Source organism: Leisingera sp. JC11, from assembly GCF_040704725.1.
GTDB lineage: Bacteria > Pseudomonadota > Alphaproteobacteria > Rhodobacterales > Rhodobacteraceae > Leisingera.
This window is the reverse complement of the sequence record NZ_JBFCVS010000040.1, coordinates 1-14,787: the sequence shown is the minus strand read 5'-3', so window position 1 is coordinate 14,787 and position 14,787 is coordinate 1. Positions and strand designations below refer to the sequence as shown.

Below are 14,787 nucleotides of genomic sequence, written 5' to 3'. Positions count from 1 at the left end.
CCATCACCGCGGCGGAGACGATGTTCTCGGAGGCGATCAGCTCGATCTCGTCGCGCTGGCGGCCCAGTTCGGCCGTGATCGAGGCAAACAGTTCAGGATCGCGCTCAGACAGCGCTTGGGTGAAAAACAGATCTTTGGACATTCGGGGCTCCTGTCTATCCAGTCCAGCCCAGGCCCGCGGCAACGCAGTTCATCGACTGCATCAGCGGGACCGGCACTGTTGAAGATTTGCGGGCGCGCTCCTCGCGCAGGAGGCGCACCTGGGTTTTGTGAATTTCGCGCAGCATGTTCTCGACCCGGCCGAAGCGGGCGCGCAGGCGCGGGAACCGCTGCGACAGGCTGCTGTCGCCGGTCAGGAATGCAATTGCTTCGCAGGCAAGCTGGTATTCCTTGCGGATGGATCCGAAGATGCGGTCGCGGATTTCAGCGTCCTGCACCAGCGTTGCGTAATCGGCAGCGATCTCCATGTCGCTTTGCAGCAGGGTCTTTTCGACCTCATCCACCACCAGGCGGAACAGCGGCGAACCCGCGAACATGTCCTGCAGAACCGCATCGCCGCGGGCGCCGCGGAACTTGCGGAAGCTGGCAACCGCAGAGCCGAAACCGTACCAGCCGGTGATCATGTGGCGGTTCTGCGACCAGGCAAAGACCCAGGGGATTGCGCGCAGGTCATCCAGCGACCCGGCGCCGAAACGGCGCGCAGGGCGCGAGCCGATCTTGAGCATGGCCAGTTCTTCGACCGGGCTGGCCTGCTGGAAATAGTCCAGGAAACCGGGTGCGTTCAGCAGGTTGGAGTAAGCTGCCTGAGACATGCCCGAGAGCGCCTCGAAGGCGTCATCGAACTCAGGGTTCACCGGCGGGGTGCCCTCCTGCAGCGAATGGCGCAGCACTGAGGACGCCATCAGCTCCAGCTGGTGCAGGGCAGTGCCGCGGTTGGCGTATTTCGAGCTGACCACCTCGCCCTGCTCGGTGATCCGCATCCGGCCGGCGATGGTGCCCGCAGGCTGGGCCGCGATGGCACGCTCGGCCGGGGCGCCGCCGCGGGAGACCGAGCCGCCGCGGCCGTGGAAGAACACCGGCTGCATCCGGTGCGCCGCCAGGGTGCGGGTGATCAGGCGCTGCGCCTTTTCCAGCTCCCAGGTGGAGCAGAGGAAGCCCCCGTCCTTGTTGCTGTCGGAATAGCCCAGCATCACCTCAATCCGGTTGTCGCCGGATTTCAGCGAGCGGCGGGCAAAAGGCACGTCCAGAAGACCGTTCAGGATACCAGGCGCCGCGCGCAAATCGCCGATGGTTTCAAACAGCGGCACCACTTTGAGCGCAGCTTTTTCAGCGCCGAACCCGGCGTAGCGCGCCAGCAGGTAGACCCCCAGCAGGTCATCGGTGGAACGGGTCATCGACAGGATGAACGGCCCCATCGCCTGCGGATCCTCGCCCGCACCGGCATCGCGCATCAGCCGCAGCAGTTTCAGCAGTTCGCCGCTTTGCGGGCTCAGCTCATCCGGTGTCATATAGGGGAGCGAGGCGCTGCCCAGTTCCTTGCGCAGGCGCGCCGACCAGTCCGGGCTGCCGAACTCCGGCACATCGCCGGACCGCGCCCAGATTTCGGTCAGCGTGTCCGTGGTCACGGTGGAATTCTGGCGCACGTCCAGCGTCACCGTGCGGAAGCCGAACACGTCAGCCTGCCAGCGGATCGGGCGCACGTAGCGGGCGGCCAGGCGGTGCGCGCCGATTTCCTCAAGCGCCTCTTCCACTTCCGTCAGGTCGGTGACGAAATCGCCAAGGTGCTTATAGGCACCGGTTTCCTCGGCAGCGGTGGCCTTGATCCGCGCCAGGATTGCGGTCAGCGCCTGGCGGAAGACTTCGCCCGGATTGCGGGCCGACAGCGCCGCAGCCCCCGGTGCGGCGGCGATAACCTTTGCCAATCGGGCAGAGGCGCTGTCCGGCAGGGCAAACACGGCAGCCGAAATGGAGATCCGCTCGGCAGCAGTGGTCAGCGCCTTCTGGTAGCGCTTCAGGATCGCTGCACGGTTCGCGGTCAGCGCAGCAGCGGTGGCGTCCACCGTCACATTCGGGTTGCCGTCGCGGTCGCCGCCGATCCAGGAATGGAACTTGAGGCAGGGCGCATCAGCAATCCCGCCCAGGCGCGGCTCCGCCGCCGCAATGTAGCGTTCAAACAGTTGCGGCACCGCCTCGTACAGGCTGTCGCGGAAGAACTGCAGCCCCCATTGGATTTCATCCTGCAGGCTGGGCCGGTCGCGGCGCAGCTCGCCCGTCATCCACAACAGGTCGATTTCCGAGCGCAGATCCTCCAGCAGATCAGCGCGCTCGCGCGGGGTCCAGCGCTTGGCCTCCAGCGACACCAGCCCGCGGTATATGCGGCGGTGGATTTCCAGGATGGTGACGCGCTTGGCTTCGGTCGGATGCGCGGTCAGGGTCGGGCCGATGGAAAACTGGCTGGCGACCTCCTGCAGCCGCTCCGGCGTGGCCTGTTCACCGGCCAGATCGAGCGCGCGGGCAAAACTGCCCTCGACCACTTCCGGCCCGTCCTGGGTCTCCGCCATGCGGCGGTCGCGCATGGCGGCGTTTTCCTCGACGATCTTCAGCAGCTGGAACCAGATGTTGAAGGCCTGCATATAGGCGGTCGCGGGCTGCCCGCCGGACAGGTCCCAGGCTGTTTCAGAGACCGCCTTGGCCGCGACTTCCGGCGCCCGCTGGCGCAGCACGTCCAGCCACAGGGCGTGCAGCTCGGAGCGCAGGCCGGCGGCATAGCCGGAGTCTTCATAGGCGGCATGGGTTGTTTCGGCAGGATTGCCCATCACATCACCCGGTCGCGCGGCTCGCGCCCTGCAAAGAAATCGGTCAGGTTATCGAGCACGCGGAAGCCCATCGCCTCGCGCGCCTCCCGGGTGGCGCTGCCCAGATGCGGCAGCATCACCAGGTTTTCGCAATCCAGCAGGTCCGGGTTGATGCGCGGCTCGCCGTCGAACACATCCAGCCCGGCGCCGCCGATGGTTTCGAACCACAGGGCACGGGACAGGGCCAGCTCGTCGATCACCTCGCCGCGGGCCGTATTAATAAGGAAGGCGTCCGGCTTCATCAGGTTCAGCATCCGGGTGTTGATCAGATGCCGGTTCGCGGCGCCGCCCGGACAGTGCAGCGAGACAAAGTCGCACTGCGGCATCAGCTCTTCCAGGCTGTCCGCCTGAGTGGCGTTGTAGCGGGCGAGTATATCGGGGGACACGCGGGAGCGGTTCTGCACCACGATCTTCATGCCGAACCCGTGGTGGGCGCGGCGGGCCATCTCCTGGCCGATGCGGCCGAAACCGACGATGCCCAGCGTCTTGCCGGAAACCTTGGTGCCGACCAGATGGGTCGGGCGCCAGCCGGTCCATTCGCCGGCGCGCAGCTCACGCTCGCCTTCGCCGGCGCGGCGGGCCACCATCAAGAGCAGCGTCATGGCGATGTCGGCGGTGCATTCGCTCAGCACATCCGGCGTGTTGGTCACCGTCATGCCGTGACCGGCTGCGCCATGCATATCAATGTGGGAGTAGCCGACACCGTAGTTGGCCAGGATCCGCGCCTGCGGCTTGGCCATATCGAACGCCTTGGCCGAAATCTTGTCAGTGACGGTCGGCAGCACCGCGTCATAAGACGTCATAGCGGCGCGCAGCTCGTCCTCGGTCAGCGGCTTGTCGCCCGTGTTCAGCACAGCATCGAAGGCCTCGGACAGCTGCGCCTCCACTGCGGCGGGCCAGCGGCGGGTCACCAGAACCTTGGGCTTTGCCATGATTTCATCTCCCTGACGTGCTTGTGCTTTTATTAATGCGCCCCACCCCCGCCATTGCCCCGGGCCAGGGGTGGAGCGTTGCGCCTGTTCCGTTGCCGGATCAGGCGGCGTTCTTTTTCATCACGCTTGCGATGGTTTCGCCGATCACGGCGGGGTTCTCGGCAACGGTCACGCCGGCGGCCGACAGGATCTCCACCTTCTCGGAGGCGGATTCGCCGAAGGCCGAGATGATCGCGCCCGCGTGGCCCATGGTGCGGCCCTTGGGGGCTGTCAGGCCCGCGACATAGGCCACCACCGGCTTGGTCACGTGGTTCTTGATGTAATCCGCCGCTTCCGCTTCCTGCGGGCCGCCGATTTCACCGATCATCGCGATGACCTCGGTTTCCGGATCCTTCTCGAACCATTCCAGGATGTCCTTGAAGGAGGAGCCGTTGATCGGGTCGCCGCCGATGCCGACCGAGGTGGAAACCCCCAGGCCCAGCTCTTTCAGCTGCGCCGCGGCCTCATAGCCCAGGGTGCCCGAACGGCCGATGATGCCCACGGTGCCCGGCAGGTAGATGTGGCCCGGCATGATGCCCAGCAGCGCCTTGCCCGGCGAGATGGTGCCCGCGCAGTTCGGGCCGGTCAGGATCATCCGCTTTTCCTTGGGATAGCGGTACATGTAGCGCTTCACGCGGATCATGTCCTGGGCCGGGATGCCGTCGGTGATGCAGACGCAGTAGTGAATGCCCGCATCCGCCGCTTCCATGATGGAGTCGGCTGCAAACGGCGGCGGCACGAACACCAGCGAGGCATTGGCGCCGGTGGCCTCAACCGCTTCTTTCACGGTGTTGAAGACCGGCACGCCCTCGACGGTCTCGCCGCCTTTGCCCGGCACCACGCCGCCCACGACGTTGGTTCCGTATTCGATCATGTCCTTGGTGTGGAACCGGGCGATCTTGCCGGTGATGCCCTGGACGATGACACGGCTTTCGCGATCAAGAAGGATGCTCATTTGACGGCCCTCACACGAGTGTTTTGATCAAGGTCGTTTTTCCACGCGCCGACGGCCCGCTCGGCGGCTTCCATCAGCGAGGTTGCGCGGATCAGCGGCAGGCCGGACTGGGCCAGGATCTTCTGGCCTTCCTCCACGTTGGTGCCGGCAAGACGGACCACCACGGGCACGTCGACCTGCACTTCCTTCAGCGCCTGTACGACACCTTCGGCAACCCAGTCGCAGCGGTTGATGCCGGCGAAGATGTTGACCAGAACCGCCTGCACATTGCTGTCGGACATCACCAGGCGGAACGCCTTGGCGACCCGCTCAGGCGTTGCGCCGCCGCCGATGTCCAGGAAGTTGGCAGGCTCGCCGCCGGCCAGCTTGATGGTGTCCATGGTCGCCATCGCGAGGCCTGCGCCGTTCACGATGCAGCCGATGTTGCCTTCCAGGCCGACATAAGACAGGCCGCGGTCGGCCGCGCGGCTTTCGCGCGGGTCTTCCTGGCTCTTGTCGCGTAGCTCCGCGATCTGCGGGTGGCGGAACAGGGCGTTGTCGTCAAAGGTCATCTTGGCGTCCAGCGCGATGACCCGGTTGTCCGAGGTGACCACCAGCGGGTTGATCTCAACCATGGTGGCGTCCAGTTCGGAAAACGCCTGGTAGCAGCCCTTGAGGGTGCGCACCATCTGCTGCGTCATCGCCGGTTCGATGCCCAGCTGGAACGCGATCTCGCGCGCCTGGAAGTCCTGCAGGCCGACGGCCGGCTCAACGGTCGAGCGCACGATGGACTCGGGGCGCTCGGCGGAGATCTCCTCAATCTCCATGCCGCCTTCGGACGAGGCAACGATCATCACCCGCTGGCTGGAACGGTCCAGCACAAAGCCCAGGTAGATCTCGCGGGCGATCGGCACCGCACCTTCTACATAGACACGGTAGATGCCTTTGCCTTCGGGGCCGGTCTGGTGGGTCACCAGCTTCTTGCCGAACAGGTTCTCGGTTGCCTCGTAAATCTCGGCTTCCGAGTTGCACAGCTTGACGCCGCCCGCCTTGCCGCGGCCGCCGGCGTGAACCTGGGCCTTGACGATCCATTTGTCGCCGCCCAGTTCCCGCGCGCGGTAGGCCGCCTGCTCGGGGCTGTAGGCCAGCGCGCCCGGGGGAACGGTCACGCCGAAGTTGCTCAGAACTTCCTTGGCCTGATACTCGTGGATATCCATGGTCCTCTCCTCCTCATGGATGTCGGAATTAGTTACTCAGCGGCCTCAAGGGCTGCGGAGTAGTGCCGGTCGAGCAGGGCGTTGATCGCGTCCATGTCGACGTTTGCGCCCATATCGTTCATCGCCTTGCCGAAGCGGTTGACGATGTCGGTGATGGCGGCGGGGGTGATCTGGTTCAGGATGCCGATGCGGACCTGGACCGGCTCCGACAGGGTCGGCCAGATGCCGAAACCAACGGCGCGGCAGTTGCCCACCAGTTCCTTTTCGCGGCCTGCCAGATCGCCGGGCAGGTTCAGAACCACCAGGCTGGTCATGTTGCTGGTCACGTCGCAGCCCATCGCGGTCACGGCGTCGCGCAGCGCTTTCTCGTGGAAGGCGTAATCCCGGGCCTTCTGGGCGCGGCCGTGCTGCAGGGTGATGCGCAGCGCCTCGTGGAAGGCGGCAACCGCATAACCGGAATGGGTGCGGTGGTAGGTGCCGGCGGCAACGTCCTGGCCGTCCACGATGCCCCAGTGGCGGGCTTCCAGGATCGGGTTGTGGACATAGGAATGGCAGCCGTTTTCACGCACGGTCTGGATGTACTGGTCGGTGAACGAGACCGGCGCATAGGTCAGCGGCAGGCACAGCACGCCTTTCTGCGGGCAGGACGCCCAGCCGGCAACGCCCGGATAATCGTCGATCGAGAAATCCTCGATGCCCAGCGACGACACCGCGTCGATCAGGCCCATTACGCCGTGCTTGACGCAAGCGTCCGAGAAGCCCTTGAGGTCGTTGATGCGGCCGGAGCCGGTTTCCCAATGCGCCATGAAGGCCCACTTGGGCTTCTTCTCGGCCAGCACCTGCTCCACCAGCTTGCCGGAGACCGACTCGCCGTGCGGCACGTCGACCACGGTCACGGAGGCCGGTTGCGGGTTCATCGCGTCAGCGGCCAGTTCCTCGCGGGTGGCGGCCTTCATCCGGATGGTCATTGCGTCGATGCCCGAGAAGGTGCCGTTCTGGAAGGCAACCACGGTGTCGCCGGGCAGGATCGCGTTCAGCATGCAGTCCAGGCCGGAGAAGCCGGTGCCGCCGACGCCGTAGGTGTAGGTGTTGGCGGTGCCCCACAGGTCGCGCAGCATCTGCTTGCACTCGATCATGCCGCGCAGCACGTCCGCCTGCATGTGGTCGGCCAGGCCGGTGTTGGCAAAAGCCTGCAGCACGCGGGGGTCGGTATTGCCAGGGCCAGGGCCGGCGGCCAGGGTTTCCGGGATTTCCAGGCTGGGGAAGATCGTGGGTTCAGTCATCGGGGTCAGGCCTCGCTGGTTTCGTTTCGGCGATGTGCCGGAGGTCCCTGGCCTTCTGCGCCGCGATCTTCGCTGCGGGAAGGTTTGTTTCCTGTCGTGCAACATCTGTTAACCCAAGGAAAACCCAGGTCGACAAAACCCGCAACATTCCTATATCCTGCTTTTGGGTATCTAAAGGGGTTGCAAAAAACCTACCCAAACCGGTAAAAATACCGTTGCATACCAAAATCGACCCTACCCGTTTGGGTAGTTTTTAACAAAAGGGCACCAAATGGCTCCTATAAGCGACAAAGTTTCCCCGATATCGGTCATGCTTGCTGACGCAAATCCGCTGGTGCTGTCGGCGATGTCCGAGATCTTCGACAAGGACCCGCGATTCTCGCTGGTCGCCACCTCCGCAACCGCCGAAGGCTTCCTCGGAACGGTGATGCGGGTGCCGGTTCAGGTCGGGATCATCGACTGGAACCTGCCCGCGCTCGGCGGCGCCAAGCTGATCGAGGTGCTGCGCGACCAGGCCAACGCGCCGCGGCTGGTGGTCTATGCCGACGACAGCGGCGACGTTCCGCGCAAGGCGATGAGCGCAGGCGCGGCCGGCTTTGCGCCGCGCTCCAGCGCCGTCGACGGGCTGCTGGACACCTGCCTGGCCGTGGCCGCGGGCAAGATGGTGTTCCCCTTCCTCGACGTCCGCGGCCTGCAGACCGATCCGATCGAGCAGCTGTCGCGCCGCGAGCGCACCATGCTCGAGGCGCTGTCCAAGGGGCTGACCAACAAGGAACTCAGCAAGGAGCTGGAGATTTCGACCAACACGGTGAAGTTCCACCTGTCGAACCTCTACGAAAAACTCTCGGTCAAGAACCGCGCCCAGGCGATTGCGTTCTACTACGCCAACCGCGCCGCCAAGGGCGATTTCAGCCTGGAGGAATGACCCCGGATTGCCGCCCCGCGCCTCGCGTGCGTGCTCGCATACGCGGGCGCACGCGAGGGCGCGACGCGCGGGCGCGCTCCCGCGCGAATGTATTTAAATGAAAACTTTTTTCTTGACAGGAAACACCTTGATGGGGAATGCCTAAGGAGGAGAGGACGAAACCCCATTGCGAATGAGGAGCGCACCCATGTCGTTTCATACCGTCGAACAGGCCCCTGGCCGCCTGAACCGCAGCGAGCTGGCAATCCCCGGCTCTCAGCCCCAAATGTTTGAAAAAGCAGCAAAATCTGATGTCGATGTGATCTTCCTGGATCTCGAAGACGCGGTTGCGCCGGACGAGAAAGACCAGGCCCGCAAGAACATCATCGAGGCCCTGAACGACATCGACTGGGGCAACAAATCCATGTCGGTGCGAATCAACGGACTCGACACCCACTACATGTACCGCGATGTGGTCGATGTGGTTGAACAGGCAGGCGAACGCCTTGACCTGATCATGGTCCCCAAAGTCGGCACCGCAGCCGATGTTTATGCCGTCGACATGCTGGTCACCCAGATCGAAGACGCCAAGGGCTACAAGAAGCGGATCGGCTTCGAGCACATCATCGAGACCGCGCTCGGCATGCAGAACGTGAGTGAAATTGCCGCAGCCTCCAAGCGCAATGAATCGCTGCATTTCGGCGTTGCCGACTACGCCGCCTCGACCCGCGCCCGCACCACCATCATCGGCGGTGTGAACCCTGACTACTCGGTGCTGACCGACCCGGCCGCGGACGGCTCGCGCGACGTGCACTGGGGCGACATGTGGCACTACGCCCTGGCCCGCATGGTGGTGGCCGCCCGCGCCAACGGCCTGCGTCCGATCGACGGCCCGTTCGGCGATTTCCAGGACAAGGAAGGCTACAAGGCCGCCGCCAAACGCGCTGCGGTTCTGGGCTGCGAAGGCAAATGGGCCATCCACCCCAGCCAGATCGAACTGGCCAACGAGGTGATGTCCCCGTCGGACGCGGAAATCACCAAGGCGCACCGCATCCTGGAAGCCATGGCTGAGGCCGAAGCTGCTGGTAAGGGCGCAGTGTCGCTGGACGGCCGCCTGATTGACTACGCCTCGATCCGTCAGGCAGAAGTGCTGGTGGAAAAAGCCAAGCAGATCGCCGGCAACTAAGCCGCCGTCCGCTTTCAAGACCTTACGCCGTCCCGGCATTGGCCGGGGCGGCTAAGCGGCGCTATGCCAGGGAGACGCAGATGACCGGATTGCTGACCACCGCCAAGGCCCTGTTTCAGGCCGCTGTCGACCGGGCTGACCCGGCGCAGGCGCTGCGTGCCCAGCTGGCGTCTTCGCCGCTCTCCTCCCTGCCCGAAGGCGGCAGGAACGTGCTGCTGGCCGTCGGCAAGGCCGCCATCCCGATGATGCGCGAAGCGCTGGCGCTGATCCCGGATGCAGACCAGGCTTTGGCGATTACAAACCCCGAAAATTACACGGAAATTCCCGGCGCCACGGTGATCTGCGGTGCCCACCCGGTGCCGGATGAAACCAGCGCTGCTGCTGGTCAGGCCGCCATTGAGCTGGCCCGTTCCCTTGGCCCCAATGACCGGCTGATTGCGCTGATTTCCGGCGGCGGCTCCGCCCTGATGGTGGCCCCTGCCCCCGGCCTGACACTGGCGGACAAGGCCGCGGTGAACAAGCTGCTGCTCGCCTCGGGCCTTGAGATCAACGAGATGAACCTGATCCGCCAGCAGCTGTCGGACACCAAGGGCGGCGGATTGCTGCGCCACGCCGCGCCCGCCCGGGTGCAGGCCTTCATCCTGTCGGACGTGATCGGCGACGACCTGCGCGCCATTGCCTCCGGCCCCACCGTGGCGCCCATCGGCACCCGCGCACAGGCGCAGGAGATCCTGCAGCGCGCCGGCATCTGGGACTGTGCCCCCGAAGCGGTCAAAACCCTTCTCAGCGCCGCTGAGGAAGTCCGGGACACGCCGCCCCCGGCCACCAACACATTGATCGGCTCCAACCGCCACAGCCTCAAGGCGATGATGGCCGCAGCGGCAGAGGATTGGGGGCCCAAGCTGATCTCCCACCGCCTGGTCGGCGATGTGGCTGAAGCCGCCGAAACCATTGTGGCAGCTGCAGAAACCGCTCCCAAGGACAAGCCGGTCGCGCTGATCTTCGGCGGTGAAACCACGGTGCAGCTCCGCGGCACCGGCCTCGGCGGCCGCAACCAGGAACTGGCCCTCCGCGTCGCCAAACTGGGCGCGGAACGGCTCAGCGGCGACTGGCTGTTCCTCTCCGGCGGCACCGACGGGCGCGACGGCCCCACGGACGCGGCGGGCGGCATCGCCGCCCCCGCCACCTGGGAGGCTATCAAGGCTGCCGGTCAGGACCCGGACGCGCTGCTGGCCAACAACGACAGCTACGCGGCGCTGGAAGCCGCCGGCGCGCTGCTGATCACCGGCGGCACCGGCACCAACGTGGCCGATGTGCAGGTTTTCCTGAGGCTGCCCGGCTAACTACTGGACGGCTCCCGCTTTTCATCTTTCCGGAAATACTCCCGTCCCGCTGCCCGGCAGGCGGCCTTGCCGCCGACAGGAGAGGCTTCCGCAGCTGCCGCAGGCACTGCGTTCAAGCCGGCACGCGCTTCTCGCCCCACTCGGCCAGATCGTTCACCAGCATCAGCGCCACCCGCCGGAACACCTGGCGCAGCCGCTCCACATGCGGCCCTTCCAGCTTGAGCTCCGCCAGCGCCTGATCCATGCACTTGAGCCAGTTCTCGGCGTCTTCCTCGGTGATCGGCACATGGGCGTGCATCAGTTTCACGTCCATATGCCCGTGTTTTTCCTCATAATAGCGGCGCCCGCCCATGAAGCCCGACAGGAAATTGAACTGCTCGATCCGGGCATGGTCCATGCCATGCCCGCGCTTGTGCAGCTTTACGATCTGGGCGCCGGTCCCGGTTTCCTCGACAATGTCGTAGAACCGCTCGACCAGGGTGCGCAGCACTTCCTCGCCGCCGATCTGCTCAATCAGCTTCTGAACCATTTAACCTCCCTGCCCCGCAAACGGCCGGCCTCAGGATTGAGGCCGGGTTTTCTTGGGGTCGTAATGCGCAAAGGGTACAATCTTGGCCGGCAGCCGTTTTTGATGCCCGTCAAGTTTGCCGATTTCGACCTCTGTCCCGGCTTCCGCGCAGGACACATCCACCCGCGCCAGGGCGATGTTCTTACCCAGGAGCGGCGAGCGCATCGAGGATGTCACCTCGCCGATCTGCGCCCGGCCGATATGCACGCAGTCACCGTGGCCCACGTCGATGGCCGAGTCGATATCCAGCCCCACCAGCTTGCGCGCGGGCGTGGTCTTGCGCCGGATCAGCGCGTCGCGGCCGATGAAATCATCCTCCTTGGACTTCAGCGGCACGGTGAAGCCGATGCCCGCCTCGAACGGGTCGGTCTGATCGCTGAAGTCATAGCCCGCAAAGATCAGCCCGGCCTCGATCCGCACCATATCCAGCGCCTCCAGCCCCATCGGGCGGATGCCATGGGCCTTGCCGGCCCCCCAGACCGCATCAAAGACTTCGCTGGCGTGTTTCGGGTGGCAGAAGATCTCATATCCCAGCTCGCCGGTGTAACCGGTGCGGGACACCACCACCGGCACGCCCTGGTCATCGCCGATGCGCGCGGGCGTGAAGCGGAACCAGCCCAACTCCTCCAGCGTCGGGTTGTGCGGCATGGTCCAGATGATCTTCTTCAGCAGATCGCGGCTTTCGGGGCCCTGCACAGCGATATTGTGCTGCATGTCGGTGGAGGAGCGGATGAGAACGTTCAGGCCCAGCTTCTCCGCCTGCTCGCGGATCCATTCGCCGCCGTAGTCCGAGCCGCCGATCCAGCGGAAATTGTCCTTGCCCAGGCGGAACACGGTGCCGTCATCGATCATGCCGCCATGCGGGTAGCACATCGCGGTATAGACCACCTGCCCCACCGCCAGCTTCTTGATATTACGGGTAAAGATATACTGGCACAGCGCCTCGGCATCCGGCCCGGTGATCTCGAACTTGCGCAGGGCGGACAGATCCAGCACCACGCATTTCTCGCGGCAGGCCCAGTATTCCTCCAGCGGTCCGGATTCGGCGTAGCAATTGGCCAGCCAGAACCCGTTGTACTCGACGAAATTGCGGGTCATCTTGCTGAGGCGGTCGTGGAAACCGGTTTCCTTGGTCATCTTGGGCTCCGATTCAGGGGTCGCGCGGAACGCAATCGCCCGCTTGAAGGTCTCTGTTCCGCTGTAGGTGCGGACGTGAATGTCGGTGGGGTTCCAGCCGTTGGCGGCGCTGGTGTCATCCGGGCAGGCCGAGCTGACGCAGACCAGATCGGTGAGCGCCCGCAGCAGCACGTAATCGCCGGGCCGGGTCCAGGGCTCATCGGCGTACATCACGCCGTGATCGTCCAGGCCGGTATTGAAGAAGAAGTTGATCGCCATCCAGCCCGCCCGCGGGGTCACACCATGCTGGGCCAGCGTTGCATTGAAATTGTCCGAACAGTTCACATGGCCGGGATAGCCGATGTCATCGTAGTATTTCGCTGCGCAGGCCAGGGCAAAGGCATCGTGACGCCCCACGGTGTCCTGCACCACCTCGACCAGCGGCAGCATGTCCTGATCATAGTATTTCGCATGAAGCCCCGGCATCGGATAGGCATGGCCCATCAGCGTCCGGGTGGTGGTCACGTCCAGCGCGTGCTCAATCCCCTTGTCCAGCTTGCGGGCGGCAAAACACTGGAAATCCGTGCACTGGCGCCCGTCCACATCAATGATCTGGATGTAGTCGCCCGCCTTCACGAAATAGCTTTCCGCGGTGGCGCTGTGCACCCGCACCTCATTCACCGGCTCCGCCAGCGGGTCGGGCAGCTCAAACCGGGCCACCTGCTTAATCACGGCACGTTTGACCATCACGGTCAGCGAGGTCGCAGTGTCCTGCTTCTCGAAATCCATGATCCCGCCGGGCGCCGCGATGATCACCACGCCGTCGCGCTGCGCGGTGAAGCTTTCTTCGGTCTTGGCAGGTGTTGTGCTCTCAAAGAAGCGCACCGCTCCGCCCTGCGCCAGGTCAATGCCGCGCGCCTCCATCCCCAGGCGCAAACCGCGCAACGACTGGTCCGAAGAGGTCAGCAACGCCTTCAGCCCGCTGGCATCGTTGTTGGCTGCGGCGCCAATGATCCCGGCATCAATGCGGCCCTTGTCTTCTGCGGCAATGATCTCGCAGGGCTGCCCGCCCTCATCGTTGATCACCGTCACCCGGTCGCCTGTTTCAACCCGGATCAGGATCGCACCGCAGCCCTCGACCACGTAACGCTCGGTTCCTTTCGGCAGCGAAAACACCGACGGCTGATACAATCCAGAGGGCTTCGGCGGCCCTTTGACGACCTCAGGGAAGCTCATGTCATTCATCGCGCATCTCCTGTTGGACCCCGGCGAAAAATTGCACGGCCGGAATATTTATTTATTGAAAAGAATATTGCGTTCCTCCACTCTAATCAACAAACATGTTGATTTTCTGCGGAAAAACGGCGGATGCCCGGGATGCGGCATTTTCCTGGGGGTGAATGCCGCAAACAAAAGGATAACGCCATGCACTCGCTGCTACTTGGCCTGGCCGCGGCCCTTGCCTGGGGGATCCATGACCTCTGCGTACGTGTTGTTTCGCAGAGAACCAGCATTCTAACCGCCCTTCTGACCGTGTTTGCGACTGGCGCGATTCTTGTTGCCGCCGCCGCCCTGATGTTCGGCGACTGGCAGGCAATGACAGTTCCGGCCGCCCGTCTCGCCGGGGCATCCGGGGTCCTTTTCGGACTTGGCTCCTATGCGCTGTACCGTGCCTTTGCGCTGGGTCCGGTCAAGCTGGTGGCACCGCTGATCGGCGCTTATCCGGTGCTTTCTCTGAGCATGGCAATGCTGCAGGGGCAACCAGTTGGGCCGGGCCATTGGCTGGCGGTGGCCGCCGTGGTCGCCGGGGTGGGCTGCATTGCAGTTTTTTCAGGCAAAGATGACAGCAGCCCGCTCAATCTGCAGGCCGGCGGCTGGGGGCTGATGGCGGCAATCGGCTTTGCACTGACCTTCGCCACAGGCCAGGCCGCTACTCAGGCCGGCGCCGAATTGCCAGTGCTGATCGTGACCCGTGTGGCCGCCATCCTGCTGGTGGCAGGTCTCGCGTTCATTGCTCGGGCGGTACGGTTTCCGTCCCGCCAGGTCCTGCCGCTCCTGTGCCTGATGGGTGCGCTGGATGCCTCAGCACTTGGCCTGGTGATTTACTCCGGCACCCTTCCCCGGCCCGAATTCGCCTCCGTCAGCGCCTCCCTGTTCGGCCTGGTCACCGTGGTCCTGGCCTGGCTGGTGCTGCGCGAAAGCATGAACCGCGCGCAATGGATCAGCGTCGCTGTCACCTTCGGCGGCATTGCCTACCTGGGCTTCTGACCCTCCCGCCTTCTTCTTTGCAAAAAATACTCCCGCCGGAGGCGTCCGGCGGGAGCGGTACTGTTCAGGCTTCAGCGGTCTGCGCTTCAGGCGGTGAGGCCTTCCGGCTCGGCCAGGTTGTGGGCGCGGCAGCAGGCGGTCA

The 14,787-nt window shown here is 64.5% G+C and carries 11 protein-coding genes and 1 pseudogene; 4 read left to right on the top strand and 8 right to left on the bottom strand.

Going from position 1 to position 14,787, the window contains the following annotated elements:
- The 6 genes and pseudogenes from glyA to AB1A62_RS21625 all read right to left on the bottom strand — a co-directional run.
- A pseudogene (gene glyA / locus AB1A62_RS21650) lies at positions 1-142 on the bottom strand (serine hydroxymethyltransferase); the annotation flags it as partial.
- 13 nt (positions 143-155) lie between these two features.
- Positions 156-2,816, bottom strand: a complete 2,661-nt coding sequence (locus AB1A62_RS21645; RefSeq protein ID WP_366663532.1) for a phosphoenolpyruvate carboxylase — start codon at positions 2,814-2,816, stop codon at positions 156-158.
- A complete protein-coding gene (locus tag AB1A62_RS21640) occupies positions 2,816-3,787 on the bottom strand; it encodes a D-glycerate dehydrogenase (RefSeq protein ID WP_366663531.1) in 972 nt (323 codons plus the stop codon). Before AB1A62_RS21640 ends, AB1A62_RS21645 begins: the two co-directional genes overlap by 1 nt.
- Before the next feature lie 100 nt (positions 3,788-3,887).
- The gene (sucD, locus tag AB1A62_RS21635; RefSeq protein WP_174149633.1) at positions 3,888-4,781 is read right to left on the bottom strand and encodes a succinate--CoA ligase subunit alpha; all 894 of its coding nucleotides are present in this window, start codon (positions 4,779-4,781) and stop codon (positions 3,888-3,890) included.
- Positions 4,778-5,977 carry a malate--CoA ligase subunit beta gene (locus AB1A62_RS21630; protein WP_174149632.1) on the bottom strand — a complete coding sequence of 400 codons (1,200 nt, stop codon included), beginning with the start codon at positions 5,975-5,977 and terminating at the stop codon, positions 4,778-4,780. Before AB1A62_RS21630 ends, sucD begins: the two co-directional genes overlap by 4 nt.
- Before the next feature lie 32 nt (positions 5,978-6,009).
- Positions 6,010-7,260 carry an aminotransferase gene (locus tag AB1A62_RS21625; RefSeq protein WP_366663530.1) on the bottom strand — a complete coding sequence of 417 codons (1,251 nt, stop codon included), beginning with the start codon at positions 7,258-7,260 and terminating at the stop codon, positions 6,010-6,012.
- 310 nt (positions 7,261-7,570) lie between these two features.
- Here AB1A62_RS21625 and AB1A62_RS21620 point away from each other — a divergent pair, with 310 nt between their 5' ends.
- The 3 genes from AB1A62_RS21620 to AB1A62_RS21610 all read left to right on the top strand — a co-directional run bounded on the left by AB1A62_RS21620 (position 7,571) and on the right by AB1A62_RS21610 (position 10,693).
- A complete protein-coding gene (locus tag AB1A62_RS21620; RefSeq protein ID WP_174149630.1) occupies positions 7,571-8,185 on the top strand; it encodes a response regulator transcription factor in 615 nt (204 codons plus the stop codon).
- A gap of 187 nt (positions 8,186-8,372) precedes the next feature.
- Positions 8,373-9,350: a CoA ester lyase gene (locus AB1A62_RS21615; RefSeq protein WP_366663529.1), complete on the top strand. Its 978-nt coding sequence runs from the start codon at positions 8,373-8,375 to the stop codon at positions 9,348-9,350.
- A gap of 80 nt (positions 9,351-9,430) precedes the next feature.
- A complete protein-coding gene (locus AB1A62_RS21610; protein ID WP_366663528.1) occupies positions 9,431-10,693 on the top strand; it encodes a DUF4147 domain-containing protein in 1,263 nt (420 codons plus the stop codon).
- 112 nt (positions 10,694-10,805) lie between these two features.
- Here the strand turns inward: AB1A62_RS21610 and AB1A62_RS21605 are convergent, their stop codons facing one another.
- Together AB1A62_RS21605 and tdm are read right to left on the bottom strand one after the other, a co-directional pair.
- Complete coding sequence (locus tag AB1A62_RS21605; protein WP_366663527.1) at positions 10,806-11,222, bottom strand: group II truncated hemoglobin; 417 nt, start codon at positions 11,220-11,222, stop codon at positions 10,806-10,808.
- A gap of 30 nt (positions 11,223-11,252) precedes the next feature.
- On the bottom strand, positions 11,253-13,622 hold the full coding sequence (tdm, locus tag AB1A62_RS21600; protein ID WP_366663526.1) for a trimethylamine-oxide aldolase Tdm: 2,370 nt from the start codon (positions 13,620-13,622) through the stop codon (positions 11,253-11,255).
- A gap of 180 nt (positions 13,623-13,802) precedes the next feature.
- Between tdm and AB1A62_RS21595 the strand changes: the two genes are divergently transcribed.
- Complete coding sequence (locus tag AB1A62_RS21595; RefSeq protein WP_366663525.1) at positions 13,803-14,645, top strand: DMT family transporter; 843 nt, start codon at positions 13,803-13,805, stop codon at positions 14,643-14,645.
- The last annotated feature ends 142 nt before the right edge of the window (positions 14,646-14,787 follow it).

What these genes read in the sequence shown, in the direction of transcription:
- AB1A62_RS21610 (WP_366663528.1), top strand. Translation starts at nt 9,431, where the DNA reads ATGACCGGATTGCTGACCACCGCCAAGGCCCTGTTTCAGGCCGCTGTC.
- AB1A62_RS21615 (WP_366663529.1), top strand. Translation starts at nt 8,373, where the DNA reads ATGTCGTTTCATACCGTCGAACAGGCCCCTGGCCGCCTGAACCGCAGC.
- AB1A62_RS21625 (WP_366663530.1), bottom strand. Translation starts at nt 7,260, where the DNA reads ATGACTGAACCCACGATCTTCCCCAGCCTGGAAATCCCGGAAACCCTG.
- AB1A62_RS21605 (WP_366663527.1), bottom strand. Translation starts at nt 11,222, where the DNA reads ATGGTTCAGAAGCTGATTGAGCAGATCGGCGGCGAGGAAGTGCTGCGC.
- sucD (WP_174149633.1), bottom strand. Translation starts at nt 4,781, where the DNA reads ATGAGCATCCTTCTTGATCGCGAAAGCCGTGTCATCGTCCAGGGCATC.
- AB1A62_RS21645 (WP_366663532.1), bottom strand. Translation starts at nt 2,816, where the DNA reads ATGGGCAATCCTGCCGAAACAACCCATGCCGCCTATGAAGACTCCGGC.
- AB1A62_RS21630 (WP_174149632.1), bottom strand. Translation starts at nt 5,977, where the DNA reads ATGGATATCCACGAGTATCAGGCCAAGGAAGTTCTGAGCAACTTCGGC.
- tdm (WP_366663526.1), bottom strand. Translation starts at nt 13,622, where the DNA reads ATGAATGACATGAGCTTCCCTGAGGTCGTCAAAGGGCCGCCGAAGCCC.
- AB1A62_RS21595 (WP_366663525.1), top strand. Translation starts at nt 13,803, where the DNA reads ATGCACTCGCTGCTACTTGGCCTGGCCGCGGCCCTTGCCTGGGGGATC.
- AB1A62_RS21640 (WP_366663531.1), bottom strand. Translation starts at nt 3,787, where the DNA reads ATGGCAAAGCCCAAGGTTCTGGTGACCCGCCGCTGGCCCGCCGCAGTG.
- AB1A62_RS21620 (WP_174149630.1), top strand. Translation starts at nt 7,571, where the DNA reads ATGCTTGCTGACGCAAATCCGCTGGTGCTGTCGGCGATGTCCGAGATC.